Source organism: Nakamurella panacisegetis (assembly GCF_900104535.1).
GTDB lineage: Bacteria > Actinomycetota > Actinomycetes > Mycobacteriales > Nakamurellaceae > Nakamurella > Nakamurella panacisegetis.
The window spans coordinates 161,087-176,175 of sequence record NZ_LT629710.1 but is presented as its reverse complement, the minus strand read 5'-3'; the positions used below and the strand labels follow the sequence as shown (position 1 = coordinate 176,175).

General features: G+C 66.9%; 10 protein-coding genes and 1 tRNA gene. 6 read left to right on the top strand and 5 right to left on the bottom strand.

Annotation, left to right across the window (positions count from 1 at the left end; genetic code table 11):
* Window positions 1-34 precede the first annotated feature (34 nt).
* Window positions 35-1,060 (top strand): L-glyceraldehyde 3-phosphate reductase, encoded by a 1,026-nt coding sequence (mgrA, locus tag BLS97_RS00790; RefSeq protein WP_090474112.1) that lies wholly within the window; start codon window positions 35-37, stop codon window positions 1,058-1,060.
* 68 nt (window positions 1,061-1,128) lie between these two features.
* Here the strand turns inward: mgrA and BLS97_RS00785 are convergent, their stop codons facing one another.
* A complete protein-coding gene (locus tag BLS97_RS00785; protein ID WP_090474111.1) occupies window positions 1,129-2,448 on the bottom strand; it encodes a zinc-dependent metalloprotease in 1,320 nt (439 codons plus the stop codon).
* A 154-nt stretch (window positions 2,449-2,602) separates the two neighbouring features.
* Between BLS97_RS00785 and BLS97_RS00780 the strand changes: the two genes are divergently transcribed.
* Window positions 2,603-3,667: a YlbL family protein gene (locus BLS97_RS00780; protein WP_090474110.1), complete on the top strand. Its 1,065-nt coding sequence runs from the start codon at window positions 2,603-2,605 to the stop codon at window positions 3,665-3,667.
* 11 nt (window positions 3,668-3,678) lie between these two features.
* Here the strand turns inward: BLS97_RS00780 and BLS97_RS00775 are convergent, their stop codons facing one another.
* On the bottom strand, window positions 3,679-4,380 hold the full coding sequence (locus BLS97_RS00775; RefSeq protein WP_231988279.1) for a PPA1309 family protein: 702 nt from the start codon (window positions 4,378-4,380) through the stop codon (window positions 3,679-3,681).
* 275 nt (window positions 4,381-4,655) lie between these two features.
* Here BLS97_RS00775 and BLS97_RS00770 point away from each other — a divergent pair, with 275 nt between their 5' ends.
* From BLS97_RS00770 to BLS97_RS00755, 3 genes are all read left to right on the top strand, one after another.
* Window positions 4,656-7,592, top strand: a complete 2,937-nt coding sequence (locus BLS97_RS00770; RefSeq protein WP_231988483.1) for a UPF0182 family membrane protein — start codon at window positions 4,656-4,658, stop codon at window positions 7,590-7,592.
* Window positions 7,593-7,663: 71 nt separating this feature from the next.
* Window positions 7,664-7,740 (top strand) — tRNA-Met (locus BLS97_RS00765).
* Window positions 7,741-8,200: 460 nt separating this feature from the next.
* Window positions 8,201-8,911, top strand: a complete 711-nt coding sequence (locus tag BLS97_RS00755) for a hypothetical protein (RefSeq protein WP_172832187.1) — start codon at window positions 8,201-8,203, stop codon at window positions 8,909-8,911.
* 307 nt (window positions 8,912-9,218) lie between these two features.
* On the opposite strand, the gene BLS97_RS00750 is transcribed toward BLS97_RS00755, so the two are convergent.
* The 3 genes from BLS97_RS00750 to BLS97_RS00740 all read right to left on the bottom strand — a co-directional run bounded on the left by BLS97_RS00750 (window position 9,219) and on the right by BLS97_RS00740 (window position 13,705).
* A complete protein-coding gene (locus BLS97_RS00750) occupies window positions 9,219-10,367 on the bottom strand; it encodes a hypothetical protein (protein ID WP_197676340.1) in 1,149 nt (382 codons plus the stop codon).
* A gap of 26 nt (window positions 10,368-10,393) precedes the next feature.
* Entirely contained in the window at window positions 10,394-10,966 is a 573-nt protein-coding gene (locus tag BLS97_RS00745) for a hypothetical protein (RefSeq protein ID WP_197676339.1), read from the bottom strand.
* 489 nt (window positions 10,967-11,455) lie between these two features.
* Entirely contained in the window at window positions 11,456-13,705 is a 2,250-nt protein-coding gene (locus BLS97_RS00740) for an EAL domain-containing protein (RefSeq protein ID WP_090474107.1), read from the bottom strand.
* Between the two features lie 249 nt (window positions 13,706-13,954).
* Here BLS97_RS00740 and BLS97_RS00735 point away from each other — a divergent pair, with 249 nt between their 5' ends.
* The gene (locus BLS97_RS00735; RefSeq protein ID WP_157695094.1) at window positions 13,955-15,079 is read left to right on the top strand and encodes a helix-turn-helix transcriptional regulator; all 1,125 of its coding nucleotides are present in this window, start codon (window positions 13,955-13,957) and stop codon (window positions 15,077-15,079) included.
* Window positions 15,080-15,089 lie beyond the last annotated feature (10 nt).

The window sequence follows — 15,089 nt, the reverse complement described above, 5'->3', positions numbered from 1 at the left end:
GGTGCGCCAACCGACGTGATGCGACCATGAGGGCATGACTTTCACGGCCGCAGATGCCCGTTACGACCGCCAACCATATCGCCGAGTGGGCCACAGCGGCCTGGTTCTGCCGAGCGTTTCGCTCGGTCTCTGGCAGAACTTCGGCGATACCAGTTCGTTCGCCACGCAGCGGGAGATCCTGCGCCGCGCCTTCGATCTCGGCGTCAATCACTTCGACCTGGCCAACAACTACGGTCCGCCCTACGGCAGTGCCGAGACGAATTTCGGTCGTCACCTGGCCGACGATTTCCGGCCCTACCGCGACGAACTGGTGATCTCCACCAAGGCCGGCTACGACATGTGGCCGGGTCCCTACGGGAACTTCGGGTCCCGCAAGTACCTGCTCGCCTCGCTCGACCAGTCCTTGGCCCGGATGGGCCTGGACTACGTCGACATCTTCTACTCCCACCGGGCCGACCCCGACACGCCGCTGGAGGAGACCATGGGTGCCCTGCACACCGCGGTCACGTCGGGCCGGGCCCTGTACGCGGGGATCTCTTCGTACTCGCCGGAACGGACCCGGCGGGCCGCCGCGATCCTGGCCGACATGGGTACGCCCCTGCTGATCCACCAGCCGTCGTACTCGATGTTCAACCGGTGGATCGAGGACGGCCTGCTGGACACCCTGGCCGAGACCGGCGTCGGCTGCATCGCATTCTCGCCGCTGGCCCAGGGCATGCTCACCGACCGCTATCTCGGCGGGGTGCCGGAGGGCTCACGGGCGTCGCGGCCGGGCTCGCTGTCCAAGGACCTGCTCACCGACACCGCGCTGCACCACATCCGGGCGTTGGCCGAGATCGCCTCCGGGCGGGGCCAGAGCCTGGCCCAGATGGCACTGGCCTGGGCGCTGCGCGACAGCCGGGTGACGTCCGTGCTGGTCGGGGCGTCATCGGTACAGCAGTTGGAGGACAACATCGGCGCCGTCGACGGCCCGGCCTTCGCTCCCGAAGAGCTGGAACTGATCAATCGCCACGCCGTCGAGTCGGGAATCAATCTCTGGCAGCCGTCCAGCGCCGTCTGACGCACCGAAAAAAGGCCGCCCCACCCCCGGTTCGGAGGTGGGGCGGCATTGCGTTCGGTGAGGTGGTCTCAGACCTCTTTGGGCTTGTCCTGCGGTTCGTCGCCGGGTCCGTCCAGTTCGCTGGTGTCGATGTCCTCGAGACCGGACAGCAGATCGGCGAATTGCTTGTCCCGCTCGACGAATCCCTTCGGATCGTCCAAGTCCGCGCTCGACGGCAGCAGGTCAGGGTGCGACCACAGGGCATCGCGCGCGTCGACTCCGCGGGAGTCCTCCAGCGCTCGCCACAGGTCGGCGGCCGCGCGCAGCCGGCGGGGTCGGAGCTCCAGCCCGATCAGGGTGGCGAAGGTCTGCTCCGCGGGGCCACCGGTGGCCCGCCGCCGACGCAGCGTCTCCTGCAGGGCCGCCGCGCCCGGGAGGCGGTCGCCGACGGCGTCGGCGACGACCGTGTCGACCCAGCCCTCGACCAACGCCAGCACCGTCTCCAGGCTGGCCATGGCGGCCTGCTGGCTCTCGGTCACCTTCGGCTCGAACATGCCGCTGCTCAGCGCGGCCTCGATGCCGGCCGGGTTCGACATGTCCATGGTGGCGGCCAGGTCCTCGACCGCGGAGAAATCGATCGAGATGGCCCCAGCGAAGTTCGCGATGAGCGTCATCACGCGATCCCTGAGCCACGGCACCCCGGCGTACAACCGGTGATGAGCGGCTTCGCGCGCGGCGAGGTAGAGGCGGACCTGATCCTCCGGGAGGTCGAGGCCCTTGCCGAACTCGGAGACGGCCAAGGGCAGCAGCGCCGCCGTGCCCTCGGGGCCGAGCGGCAGACCGATGTCGGTCGACGTGAGAACCTCGACCGCCAGCTGGGCCAAACCCTGGCCCAGTTGCGACCCGAACGCCATGCCGCCCATCGAGCCCATCATCGCCAGCAGCGGGCCGGCCTGTTCGCGAGCCTGCTCGGGCAGGTTCTCCAGCCAGGCCGAGGACACCCGGTCGGCGATGGGGGAGCACAGTTTCTCCCACATCGGCATCGTCGCCTCGATCCACTGCTTCGGGGTCCAGGCGGTCGAATGCCGCACGCCGGCCGGCAGCGACGTGGCGCCGTCCAGCCACACCTCGGCCAGAGCGATGGCGTCGCTCACCTGCTTCACGTCGATGGAGGACGCCGGGTGGGTCTGCGGCACCTGGGACAAGGCCATCTGCTTGGCCAGGTCGTAGTTGACCGGACCGGTGGACGGCGTCGCGTTCGACATCATCTGCCCGAGCTGGGACAGCATCGAACCGAGTTGGGTCAGGTCGAAACCGGGCGGAAGGCCACCCGGAAGCCCTTCCGGCTTTCCCGAACGCTCGGGATCGTCATCGCCGGAGTTGGAGAAGCCGAACGGGAAGTTGCTCATGACTCCACGGTACTGGTGAACATGTGAGCCAGCCCGGACGAGAACGACCTATCGCCCTGAGCGAAATCATTTCCGGGCGAACCCTGACCGGCCGGCCGCCGGGTCGGGGTTCGGGCCGACAAGATCCTCACGTCGAGCACTTATTGTCATCCGCATGTCCTGGTTCTCGTCATTGTCGATCCGCGCTCGCGCCTTGATCGTCGGCTCGACCCTCAGCGTGGCGCTCGTGGGAGTCGGGGCCACCGTGCCCGTCCCGTATGTCGCGCTGGGACCCGGAGTGACGTACGACACGCTCAGTCGGGTCGGCGGTACACCGGTCATCAGCTTCAGCGGTGATGCGCCGGCCAGCGTCAAACAGACCGACGGCACCGGGCACCTGAACATGACCACCGTGTCGGTCTACGACGACATGCCGCTGTTCGGGTTGCTCGGCATGTGGATGAGCGGTGACTACGCCGTCGTCCCGCGGGCCGAGGTGTACCCGCCGGACAAGACCGTCGACCAGGTGAATCAACAGAACACCAAGGACTTCCAAGATTCGCAGTCGGCCGCCGAGATCGCTGCGCTCCGCTATCTGAAGTACCCCAACGTCGTGTACGTCGGCACCATTGCCCAGGACTCGCCCAGCTACAAGGTGCTGGAGCCGCAGGACCAGATCACCGCTGTGGACGGGGCCAAGGTGACCGACTTCGCTTCCCTGCAGGCGGCGCTGAAGAACACCCTGCCCGGTCAGACGGTCGAGGTGACCGTGCTGCGCGGTTCCCGGTCGGTCGACGCGAAGGTCAAGCTCCAGGCCAACTCAAGTGCGGGTAAGCAGGGCTTCCTGGGGATCGGCGCCGTCGAGCGGCCCAAGGCCCCGTTCACCATCTCCATCTCACTGGCCAACATCGGCGGACCATCGGCCGGCCTGATGTTCACCCTCGGGATCCTGGACAAGCTGACCCCGGGTGGCCTGACCGCCGGACGTTTCATCGCCGGCACCGGGACGATGGAGGTCGATGACACCAAGGGCACGGTGGGCGAGATCGGCGGGATCCTGCTCAAGATGATCGCCGCCAAGAACGCCGGGGCGTCCGTGTTCCTGGTGCCCGCGGGCAATTGCGCCGAGGCGCTGACCCGCGTCCCACAGGGCCTGGAACTGGTCCGGGTGGCGACGCTCGACGACGCGGTCAAGGCGCTCAAGACGTTGGGCGCCGGCGGCACTCCGCCGTCCTGCTGAGCCGAACCCGGTCAGTCCTCGAAGGTCGCGTGCAGGGCCCGCAGCAGATTCGGTGCCAGGTCGCCGCCCCGCAGCGGCGTCGCGTCGTCCTTGCCCCGTACCCGCAGCAAGCAGGCTCCGCCCTTGCCGTCCCGCAGCACGCCGGCGGCCAGTCGGGCCTCGACGCGATCCGGGTGGGCGGCGGCTTCCTCCGCCGTGATCTCGACATCGTTGCTCTCCCGGAACGAGCCTTCGGCCCGCGTCGTGGCGGTGTTCGCGGCCGAGGTCGGTGAGCCTTCCGCGTCGGCCTCACCCGGCAGCAGGTCCTGCGCCCGCTCCGGCGAGCCTTCGGCCCGCGTCGCGACCGCTGACGGCGGGAGCACGACGATCTCCTGCACCAATACACAGCCCGCCACCTCGTCGGGCCAGGAGATCGTCGACAGGGCCTCGGACAGGTCCCCGGGCGGCAGCACCTCCTGCGCGATGGGGGTGAAGACGCCGGAGTCGGCCAGGGCAGCGGCCAGACCGGGTTGGGCGGCCGCCAGATCGGCCGTCCGGACCAGGGCGAACATCTGCGGAGCGGCATCCCACCCGGCGCTGCCGACGAATTCCTCGACCTCGGCGACAGCCGCCGCCAGGTCGGGGTCCTCCCACCAGTAGGGAGCCTGCGCGGGCGGGATGAGCGAAGCCGGATCCACGGGGTCGGATCCGGCCGGAATGTTGTTGGAAGCCACCCGGTGATCCTTGCATCCCGGCGCGACGGCGATGTGCCGGCATCGGGCCTCGGACCCGGCCGACCCGGCACGGCGCGGGCTCCGGCGACGCACCGGGTTCGCACAGATCCGCTCACCGGGCACAGCCGTCTCCCCGGGAACCATCATGTGCCGCCTACAGTTGATCCAACGTTGCCCCCGTCATGGGTCGCGTCAGCCGAAGCGAGAAGGGTTTCGGCGTCCCCGCCGGCAGTTGAGAGCCCCGCACCACGAACGCAAGGAGTCCAGTAGTGGCCATGCGGCCCCCGATCGGCATGCCGAGCATGTCGAAGCGATCCAAACGAGTCCTCATCACGCTGGTCGCGCTCGTCGTGCTGGCCATTCTGTGGTTCCAGTTCGTCGGTGTGTTCGTCGACTGGCTCTGGTTCGGCGAGGTCGGATACCGGCAGGTCTGGACGACCGAAATCGTCAGCAAGATCGTGTTGTTCCTGATCGGCGGGATCGGTGCGGGGGGAGTGGTGTTCCTGGCCCTCAACACGGCCTACCGCTCCCGGCCGGTGTTCGTGCCGTCGGGCGAGGTGGATCCGCTGAGCCCCTACCGGACCGTGGTCAGCAGCCGGCCCAAGACCTTCGTCTTCGCCATCTCCATCCTGGTCGGTCTGATCTGTGCCTTCTCCACCCAGGGGGACTGGCAGACGGTGCAGCTGTGGCTGCACGCAGTGTCGTTCGGGAAGTCCGATCCGCAGTTCGGGCACGACGTCGGCTTCTACGTCTTCACCCTGCCCTTCCTGCAGATGATCATCAGCTGGCTGTTCGCGCTGGCGGCGCTCAGCTTCTTCGCGGTCCTGGTCACCCAGTACCTCTACGGCGGACTGCGCTTCTCCGGGCCCGGCCGGCGCATCACGTCTCAGGCCTCGCTGCAGCTCTCGCTCCTGGTCGGGGTGTTCGTCCTGGTCAAGGCGATCCAGTACTGGTTCGACCGGTACGCCCTGCTGTTCTCCAACCGCGGGGGAAAGTTCACCGGCGCGTCCTACACGGACGTCAACGCCGTGCTCCCGGCCAAGATCATCCTGATGGTGATCGCGGCCATCTGCGCCGTCGGGTTCATCGTCGGTGCGTTCCTGCGGAGCGTGAAGCTCCCGGCCATCGCATTGGCCCTGCTGGTGCTGTCGAGCGTGCTGATCGGCGGTGTCTGGCCCCTCATCCTGCAGCAGGTGGTGGTCAACCCGAACGGCATCACCAAGGAGCCGCCGTACATCGCGAAGAACATCGCCGCGACCCGGGCGGCCTACGACATCGGTTCGGACAAGGTCAAGTACGTCAACTACTCGGACGAGACGAGCTCGACCCCGCTGACGGCGACCGGCAATCCCACCATCTCGAACGCTCGGCTGCTGGACCCGAACATCCTGTCCTCGACGTTCACCCAGAACGAGCAGCAGAAGAACTTCTACGGCTTCGCCGATCCGCTGTCGGTCGACCGCTACACCGACCCGAAGACGGGCAAGACCCAGGACTACATCGTGGCCGTCCGTGAACTCAACACCGCGGGGCTGACCGGCGATCAGACCAACTGGATCCAGGAACACATGGTCTACACCCACGGCAACGGCTTCATCGCGACCCCGGCCAATCAGGTCGGCTCCGACGGATACCCGGTGTTCAGCGGGAACGTCTCCGACGTGTCCAACTCCGGGACCATCAAGGTGACCCAGCCGCGGATCTACTACGGCAGCCAGGCCACCACCTATGCGATCGTCGGATCCGACAGCCCCAACAGCAACCGCGAGTACGACACCGATTCGACGTCGTACACCTACGCCGGGAGCGGCGGCGTCAAGCTGGACAACCTGTTCGACCGGTTGGTGTTCGCCACCCACTACGGCGAGGCGAACTTCCTGTTCTCCTCGGAGATCAACGGCAACTCCAAGATCATGTACAACCGTGATCCGCTGGACCGGGTCCGGAAGGCGGCGCCGTTCCTGACCACCGATTCGAACCCGTACCCGGCCGTGGTCGACGGCAAGATCGTCTGGATCGTCGACGCCTACACGACGGCCCAGAACTACCCCTATTCGCAGAGCGTCTCCCTGGCCAGCAGCACCACCAACTCGCAGACGACCGGCACCGGCGCGCAGGCCAACACCGACGTGTCCTACATCCGCAACTCGGTCAAGGCCACGGTGGACGCCTACACCGGCGCCGTGACGCTCTACTCGGTGGACGACGCGGACCCGGTCCTGAAGGCCTGGGAAGGTGTGTTCCCCAATCTGATCAAGCCCAGCTCGGACATCAGTACCGACCTGCGCGCCCACTTCCGCTACCCGCAGGACTTGTTCGAGATCCAACGCAAGCTGTTGACCCAGTACCACGTGGACTCGCCGGTCGACTTCTTCCAGAACTCCAACTACTGGGATGTCCCGGCCGATCCGACGGAGGCCGGCAACACGGCGGCCCAGCCGCCGTACTACCAGCAGATCGCGCTGCCCGGCCAGACGAGCACCAGCTTCCAGCTGACCAGTGCGCTGACCATCTATCAGCGTCAGTTCATGGCCGCGTTCGTCTCGGCCAGCAGCGATCCGAAGACCTACGGTGATCTGACCGTGCTGCAGTTACCGCAGAACACGCAGACACCCGGGCCGGTGCTGATCCAGCAGGCGTTCAACTCGAACCAGGCGATCAGCAACTTCGTCACGACCAGACAGACCAGCGGCCGATCCCAGGTCATTTACGGGAACCTGCTGACCCTGCCGACGGACAACGGCCTGCTGTACGTCGAGCCGCTGTACATCAAGGGCGTGTCGACCAGTGCCTCGCCGCAGCTGGGGCAGGTGCTGGTCTGGTACGCCAACCGGGTCGGCTACGGCACCACCCTGGCCGATGCGCTGCAGGTGGCGGCGGCCAGTGCCCCGACGCCGATCACCGGGACCGGCACCGGGACGTCGTCGGGCAGTTCGACTTCGTCCGGCTCGGCCACCCTGTCCAGTTCGAGCAGTCCGTCGACCCCGGTCGTCCTCCCCTCCGACCAGGCCCAGGCGTTGTCGGCCATGGACGCGGCCAACAAGGCCCTGGCCACGGCCAAGGCATCGGGTGATCTGGGCAAGATCGGTGCCGCCAGCCAGGCGCTGGAGGACGCCGTGAACAACTACCTGAAGCTGGCCGGCACATCGCTGACCACACCTTCGACGACATCGGCGGCCCCGACGGCGACCGCCACCAGCCCCACCGGGTAGCGCAGGGAATCCTTGTGTTCCAGCCGATTTGGCTTTGGTGACACCACTTGCTACAGTGGTGTTACCGCCAACGCGGGGTGGAGCAGCTCGGTAGCTCGCTGGGCTCATAACCCAGAGGTCACAGGTTCGAATCCTGTCCCCGCTACCACCGGATGGCCCTGATCAGGTGCACAACCTGATCAGGGCCATTTTTTTGTGTCCGCTCTCGCTTGCTCCGGTGGTGATCCAGGCTTGAGCAGGGGGTGGGACCGCGCCGGGCCGGATGCGGTCCGCGTCCCTTCGCCGCCGGATCCGCCCCGGCGGCGGCTCCACAGGAAACGGGCACGGTTAGCACCGATTTCCGAGCCTGACAATTGTTTCCTTGCCCACCCCGGAAGAGTCGGCGACGAGCCGATCCGATGACCGTCCGTGCGCGCCAACTGCGCCGTTGGGGAAAATCGATTATCAACAGGCTATAGATAGCCCGGCTTCGGACGTCGAGCACCAGATCCGTCACGCTAGTGCACATCTGCCGTTACTATCCGTCAAGAGGTTGGTCGGACCGCATCCTCAAAGACACTCCCCCAAGTCGAAAGTGTGAAATCACCGTGCTCAGAAGACGTTCAATCATGGCCGGATGTGCCGCCCTCGTGCTCCTGGCCACCGCCGCCTGCGGCTCGAGTTCCACGGCCGCATCATCGAGCTCCGCCGCCAGTTCGGCGCCGGCCTCCAGCGCGGCCGTTTCCGCACCCGCCTCGGCCGCCATGTCCTCTGACTCGGCGCCCGCTTCCGATGTGCCGAGTTCGGCTCCGGCCGGCACGGACGCCGCCAGTTCGGACGGGGCCGTGAGCTCGGACGCTCCCCAGAGTTCGGCTGCGGACAGTGCTTCCGCGGGTGCCGATCTGGATGCCGCCAGTGCCACGTGGTTCACCGCGCTCTGCACCGGTCAGGCCAAATCGGCAACGGTCTCCCCGAAGATCAAGGCGGCGACCGCCGGTTCCATGTCCGACGCCGACAAGGCCAAGGCTGCTTCGCCGTTCCTCACCGAGGGCGGCCAGGACTTCATGGACCTGGCCAGCACCCTGACCTCGTTGCCGGCACCGGGATTCACCGGGGGAGCCGACTACGCGACGAAGCAGATCGGGTCGCTGAAGGAGAAGGGCGAGGTCTTCCTCGCCGCCGGCAAGTCGACGGCATCCGGCGACACCAGCAAGCTGATCTCCCTCGCGGCGGACCAGGCGGCCGGGCCCAACACCATCGCCCTGAATTCGGTTCAGCTGCCCGCCGGCGTCGGAGCAGCCGCGAAGGCGCTCCCCGCGTGTGCGGCGGTCCTGGGCTGACCGTCTGCTCTTACCGATGCTCGGCTCCGTGGCCACCAGCGGCCACCTCGGCCCGAAAGCCATTGCCGTAAGGCGCTTTCGGTAGCAGCTGTTCCGCCTGCGGTTGGGTCGTGACGGTTACGCGTGGTTGCCAGGACAAGACGAGGATCTCGTTCCTGCATGTACTGAGAATGGCCCCCGATCAGGTCTCACGACCAGATCAGGGGCCATTCCCGCGTCTATCTCCAGCCGGCCGGGTCGCGTCCGGGTGGTTCCGGTGTCGACGGTGGCCTCGGCCCGGTGGATCGAAGGGCTCGCCGGTCCGTGTTCATGCGGGTGGGAGTACCGGTTGCGAGTCGTGCTCGCCGGCGCCGGAGTCGGCGACGCCGTCGTCGGTCAGGCCTTGGTCCTGGTGGGTCGACACGCGACCCGAGGCGCCCTTGACCGAACGCCTTCGCCGACGAACCCGGAGCGACAGCAGGAGGACGGTCAGGAGTGCGACGGCCCCCAGGATCAGAAACGTCGGCAACATCCATCGGTGACGACCGTCGCCCGCCGGAATGGGCGCCACCGCCACCGAGGAGGCACGGCCCGCAGCCGGAAACGTGATCGTGCCCGCGACGCTGACCTCCGTGAGGCCGCTTCGCAGCGTGATCCTGGCGTTCCACGGCCCGGCCGGCAGTGCAGCGTCCAGCACGGCGGCGGCGGACTCGGTATCGCCGATGCCGACGGTCGTACCGAGTTTGATGGGGAATGGGCCGGCGCTGAGGCCGCCGGGGCCGTGATCGAGTTGGATCGTGCCCGCAAGATCGATGGCCCGGCCGCCCGTGTTGTGGACGGCGGCACTGACCGTCGGTTGCCCACCAGGCGTTCGTGCGGCCGTGAGCCTGTCGATGGTGAAGGCAGCAGCCGGGGGACCGCCGGGACCGACATCGATGTAGAGGCGGATCCCGACCCGGCTGATCTGGGTCACCCCAGCGCCATGTCCTGGTCGGGAACGGATTTCAGCCCAGACGGCGCCGTAGCGCTCTCCGGGCGCGGCGTCCCGTGGGACGGACACGGTGACCGTCGCCATCTGCGTGCCGCCGGCAGGGAGATCGACGAGGCCCGGTTGTGTCGAGGTCCAGCTCGACAGCTCATTGGGTGTGTGCCCTGCGGCCCCGACGAATGATCCGCCGGTGACGTCGGCGGCGGCGGCGTACAGGGAGACCTGCACCGGCGTGGAGGTGCGGTTCGACAGCTCGATGCGCCGGTGGATGACGGCGGCGGGGTTCAGGTGATCGACGATGTAGACGTGGGCCCTGGGGTCGTCCTTGGCGTCGGTAGGAGCGTCGATCAGCCGGATGCCGATCCCGGCACTCGGTGCTCGGGCCGGAGTCTGTGCGGGTGCGGATGCCGCGGCGAATACCGGAGGCGCGGTGACAGCCGGGACCAGGGTCCCGGCTATCACCGCCAGTGCGGCGAAAAAGCTTCTCACATCTACCTTTTCGGCTTGCCGTGGGCCTAGAGGACCGAAGTGGTGACGGTGCCCGCGTAGGTACCGGCCAGGGCGGAGGCGGGCAGAGTCACGGTCAGGGTCGGAGAGAAGGACGCGGTGTTGTTGCCGCTGGCCGCCGTCCCGGTGGCCACGGTCTGCGCGGTGGTGATACTTGTCGGGCCGTTGCTGGCGGGCGTCACTGTTCCCGTGCTCGCGGTCGCCGGGCCCGAGTCATACGTGACGTCCGTGCTCACGGACCCGCCAGAGGCGGTGAAGGTGGTGGAGGCGGCCGTCATGGTCCATCCGGCGATGCTGCCTCGGGCGTCCGTAACGTCGACGGCACCCAGCGCTCCGGTGATCGACGTCGTGCCGGTCGCACCGGGGTCCAATGTGGCCGTGGCGGCTTGGGAGACGGTCAGCGACCCGCCGGCGAGAGTGAACGTCGCACCGGTGGTACCGGCGGAGGCGGGCACGGCTGCCGTGAGCGCAAGGCCGCCGGCCATCGCCGCGATGATCACACCGCGCGTCACCGAGCCATACGCACCCAGGCCGGGTCGACCGGACAATTTGGGGGACGTCTTACGGAGATTGTTGATCATGGCTGCTTCTTCCATCAGAATGACCGGTCGATACGCCGGCAAATGGAATCTACACCTCAATACGGCAAGTATTGCGGGGACGAAACAATTTCACTCCCCGGTGCCCCGTCGATCTCTTTCCGGATATGGCCATGACTGCGAGTCACCGGGAGACTGTGCGCGGCTTTCAGTGGTCGGTCATGGCGAGAAGGATTGTGCAGCAGCACATCACCGGGTGCCTGGCATCTCTCCGGGGCCGCGATTGTGCAGGCGTGGCATCGTTTTGCCCCCTTTCGAGGCGATCACCAATCCGATTCGATCACGCGTCGTAGAGGCTCCGAATATGGGATCGGGCGGGCACCGTTCTGAGGCTCGTCCACCGCGATGCGCGAACGTGACCTGAGCGGTTTAAGAATGAACAGAAGGATCAGACCGCTCTCGCGGTGCCGGACAATTCCGTGTCGTGCCCCAATTGTCTCCGGATTCGCCGCACCGCCATCGGGGGATGGATCAGATGGCCACTCGGCGCAGGTGTTTGGCCTGGTTCATGGTGCGGTCGGCGTGCTCGAGCACGACCGCGGCGTCGTCACCCGCTCTGGCCAGGTGCACTCCGATGCTGCCGCCGGCGCAGAGGGTTCGCCCGGCGACGTGATGGGCTCCCATCAGAGCCATCTCCACTTGCCGGCTCAGCACCGTCAAATCGGCGCGGGTCGCTCGCGGTGACAGGATGGCGAACTCATCTCCACCGAGGCGGGCCACGGTGCTGCCCGGTCGGGCCAGTGCGCGCAATCGATCGGCCACGGTGCGCAGGACTTCATCGCCGACGTCGTGCCCGAAGGTGTCGTTGATGGCCCTGAAGCCGTCCAGATCGATATGGAGCAAGCCGACATCCCACGCTGTTTCCTGGGCCCTGCCGGTCGTCAAGCTCTTGGCCAGTCGCTTGTGGAACAGGACGCGGTTCGCCAGTCCCGTCAGGGGATCGTGGGAGGCAGCGTGCTGCAACTGCTCCTCGGCCATCTTCCGTCGGGTGATGTCGACGTGCGACACGACAACCCCCTGGAGCGGGCCGCCGAGGCGGGTGATCCGCAGCATGAACCACTTTCGCTCCGTCGAGGACGGGCATGGATACTCCAGTTCCGGTTCCGGCAACGCGCCGGCCAGCACCGAGCGCAGGCCCGTGGCCACCTTCCGCGCATCCCCGCTGCCCTGCTCTCCTGCTCGCCGGCAGACGTCGAGGTAGCTCACGCCGACCCCGTTCGTCTCCTCCGATCCGCCGTTGTCGAGTGAGAACGTCCGCCAGGCGCGGTTCACCGCGACAATGACCCCTTCATGGTTCAGGACCGCCGTTGCATCCGGGAGGGCATCGAGGACGGCCGTCGTCAACCCGTCCACGACCGGACGGTCGGTGGCTCCGGGATGGGTTCGGTCGGTGGCGGGCGCGTGCATGTCGTCATTGGCTGTTTCCAGCGGATTCGGGATCGGATCGACCAACCCTCGTTGCTGAGCCAACCGGCTTCGCAGAGCAGGGATCTCGGCCGCCGGAACGGCGGCCGAGAAGAAGAATCCCTGGGCGTTGAGTGCTCCCAGCTCACGCGCGCGGCCGACCGCGGCCGGTGCCTCGAGACCTTCGATGGTGGTACGCATCCCCAGCCGGCGCGTCAGATCGGTCACCGACCGCACCAGGGCATCTCCGATTGGCGTTCCCAACGCCAGGGAAAGCATGCGGTCAATCTTCAGTCCGTCCGCCGGCAGTCGCAGCAAGTATTCGAGCGAGGACCAACCGGTTCCGAAATCGTCCAACCACACCTGGAAACCGCACGCCTGCATCTGCCGGACGAACGTCCCGTCGCCATGCCGCGACGACAGTCGAGCAGTCTCGGTCAACTCCAGATCCACCGATGCGGGAGACACCCCGGCCGAGAGCGTGACGGCCAGCAGCGATGCCAACCAGTCCTCGCTGTCGAAATGCCGCGACGAGATGTTCACGCTCATCCGCAGCGTGGGATCAGTCTGCTGCCAGACCTTCAGGTCGATGAGGGCCCGCCGCATGACCGCCAGGTCCATGTCGATGATCAGATCGCTGTCCTCGGCCAGTGGGATGAAACTGTTCGGCTCGGACACCGTGCCGTCCGGATGAACCCATCGGGCCAGAGCTTCGAACCCGACGACCCGGTGGTTGGACAGTTCGATGATGGGTTGGTACCACGGAACAATCTGCCCGGCAGTCAGCGCGCTGGCCAACTCACCGGTGGCCACCGTGACGCCCATCCGCTGCTCCCGCAACCGCCGGATGAGATCCAGCTGATCCTCCACCACCCGGCCGAACTGCTCCAACCGGGCCAGCTGATCGTCGGGGAAGACATGGACCTCGTCGTCGACGACGCAGATGGCTCCCACCGGTTGGGACTCCCTGCCCCACAGCGGGAACCCGGCGTAGGACACCCACCGACCGGACGCGAGCGCCGGACGGTGAGCGAATCTCTGGTCAGTTCGGGCGTCGGAGACCACGATGGGCCCCGAACTGCGCACGACGAGATCACAGATCGAATCCGAGCGTGGAACCACATCAGCGTGACCCCCGTCGAGGACCGCGATGGAATGTTGATCGTGCTCGTCCAGGATGTTGATCATCGCGGCGCGGAAACCCAGCGTGCGGGCGGCCAACGTCAGGATGGGCTGGAGGCGCCCGGTGAGGCTGTCCGGCAGACCGAGATAGTGCCGAGCCGACCGCCACTGCCGCTGTTCGTCAGGGTTCGTCATGCCGGTGGGTGCGAGGCCTTCACGTGGCCGAGCACTCCCGCCGCGGGTGGCGAAGCCGTACCCTTACACGCCATTGGCAGCGATCGTGTGCTCCGTGTCGTGGCATCAGGGTGGTTCAGGCTCCGGTGCCGATCGAAGGCAGAGGTTGGCGTCACCCTCAAAGCCTATCGTCGGCCGCCCGGGCCTCTCTGGGCGAAGTCTCCCGACTTTGGCGTCATCATCGGCCTATGCTGAGCACAATAGGTCGACGTGACGGCGGGGCACGGTGATCACGAGAGGGTGGCCGACCAATTGACGACGGACAAATCCGACGATCCACTGGCCGGAGCCGGCGTCCTCGCCGACGACGACTCCTGGATTTCCGACGGCACGTTGGCCACCAGTGCCTACGCCGCGGTGGTTCTGCAGGTGCCATCGACGACAATAGTGGCCTCCACGGATGCAGCGAGGACCCTGCTCGATCCGTCGGGCCAGGGCATTATCGGGCGCAGCTTCGAGGATTTCATGAGCGATTCACCGACCGGTGGAATAGACCTGCTTTCCCGGGGGGTCATCACCGGTTACGAGGCCAGCCGCCAGTTGAGCCGTCGGCCGCAATCGGATCCGAAGGTCCATATGTGGGTACGCCGGTTCGTGCACCGATCGTCGTCGCGGTATGTCCTGGTGGTGATGATCGCCGGCGAGGGGGACCGCGCCGACCCCCGGCCCCGCGGTGGACCTGATGCACGCGCCGTGGTCGGGACGGTTGACGCCGACCTGCTGATCGATCGGATCAGCGGTGAGGCCGAATCCCTTTTCGGCTGGCCCTTCTCGGCCCTGTTGGGCCGCTCCCTGATCAGCCTCGTTACCGAGCAGGACGTGCCGCGCTGCCTGTCGGCCATCGGCGAGGCGTCGGCCACCCAGCGGGGAGTGAATGTCTACTTGCAGGTACAGGTGGGGGATCGGTCAGCCATGCCGACGGGGCGAGCGATCGGCTGCGAGGCGCTGATCCTGCCGTTGCACCCCGCGCCCACCTGTGCATTCGTGTTGTTGCCGGCCCGGTCTGGCTTGCCTCGCGCACCCATCACGGAAGACCTTCCCACCATCCTGCGGCGACTGGGCCGAGGGATAGAGGTCGCCGAACTCACCCGTGGCCGTGTCGCCCGGGTCACGGAAAGATCAGTCCCGGGAGTGAGTCGTCTGACGACGCGAGAGCTGCAGATCGTGGATCTCCTGCTCCGCGGCGACCGGGTGCCCTCGATCGCCGGTCAGTTGTTCCTGAGCAAGAGCACCATTCGCAACCACCTGACCTCGGTCTTCGCCAAGCTGGGGGTCAACTCCCAGCAAGGGCTCCTGCACCGATTTCGGGAGGCCGATCCACTCGAGACGCGTTGACCAGTTGCGG

Bases quoted from the DNA above. Each gene is read 5' to 3' on its own strand.
- mgrA (WP_090474112.1), top strand. From the start codon at position 35: ATGACTTTCACGGCCGCAGATGCCCGTTACGACCGCCAACCATATCGC.
- BLS97_RS00785 (WP_090474111.1), bottom strand. From the start codon at position 2,448: ATGAGCAACTTCCCGTTCGGCTTCTCCAACTCCGGCGATGACGATCCC.
- BLS97_RS00780 (WP_090474110.1), top strand. From the start codon at position 2,603: ATGTCCTGGTTCTCGTCATTGTCGATCCGCGCTCGCGCCTTGATCGTC.
- BLS97_RS00770 (WP_231988483.1), top strand. From the start codon at position 4,656: ATGCGGCCCCCGATCGGCATGCCGAGCATGTCGAAGCGATCCAAACGA.
- BLS97_RS00755 (WP_172832187.1), top strand. From the start codon at position 8,201: ATGGCCGGATGTGCCGCCCTCGTGCTCCTGGCCACCGCCGCCTGCGGC.
- BLS97_RS00745 (WP_197676339.1), bottom strand. From the start codon at position 10,966: ATGATCAACAATCTCCGTAAGACGTCCCCCAAATTGTCCGGTCGACCC.
- BLS97_RS00740 (WP_090474107.1), bottom strand. From the start codon at position 13,705: ATGACGAACCCTGACGAACAGCGGCAGTGGCGGTCGGCTCGGCACTAT.